Origin of the sequence: Kineococcus siccus (genome assembly GCF_009906795.1) — a bacterium.
GTDB lineage: Bacteria > Actinomycetota > Actinomycetes > Actinomycetales > Kineococcaceae > Kineococcus > Kineococcus siccus.
This window is the reverse complement of the sequence record NZ_JAAALN010000427.1, coordinates 1-778: the sequence shown is the minus strand read 5'-3', so window position 1 is coordinate 778 and position 778 is coordinate 1. Positions and strand designations below refer to the sequence as shown.

General features: G+C 75.2%; 1 protein-coding gene. It reads right to left on the bottom strand.

Annotated features, from left to right (window positions below; translation table 11 throughout):
* Nucleotides 1–778: PP2C family protein-serine/threonine phosphatase (locus tag GTR02_RS21960; RefSeq protein WP_166609579.1), on the bottom strand; the 778-nt coding region annotated here is incomplete at both ends.

Sequence of the window (778 nt, the reverse complement as noted above, 5' to 3'; positions counted from 1 at the left end):
CCGGCCTCGGGTGGCCGGGGGCGGTCCTGGCGGTGCAGGCGGACGGCGATGACGGCCACGTCGTCCTCGGGGTGCGGGGGCAGCAGGCGCTGCAGCAGCCCGTCGACGAGGGTGTCGAGGTCGACGCCCTCGCGGGCCAGCTCGCGCAGGGTGCTCCGCAACCGCTCGAGCCCCTCCGCCAGCCCCTGGTCGCGACGCTCGACGAGACCGTCGGTGAACAGCAGGACCGTGGAACCGCGGTCCAGGACCACCTCGACGTCCTGCCGGTCGGTGTCCGGGTCGACGCCCAGCAGGAGGTCGGCGCGCAGGCCCGTCAGGGGCAGCACCTCGCCGTCGGGGTGGACGACCACGGCCGGCGGGTGACCGGCGTTCGACCAGCGCAGCCGGGTCACGCCCCGGCTGCGCTCGTCGTCGTCCTGCTCCAGGCGCGCGGCGATCGCCGTCGCGGTCGTGGGCAGCTGCAGGTTGGCCATCACGCGGTCGGTCGAGGCCAGGACCTGGGCGGGGGTGTCGTCGCCCACGCTGCCGAAGGTCCGCAGGATCGTGCGCACCTGGCTCATCGCGGCCGCGGCCTGGGTGTCGTGGCCGATCACGTCACCGATGACGAGCACGGTGGCACCCCCCGGCTGCAGGAAGGCGTCGTACCAGTCGCCGCCGACCTGGGCGGCCTCCGCGGCGGGCACGTAGCGCACGACGATCTGACCGTGGTCGGGCTCCGGCGGCTCCGAGAGCAGCGAGCGCTGCAGGCCCTCGGCGAGGTCGCGCTGCTGCCGGTACA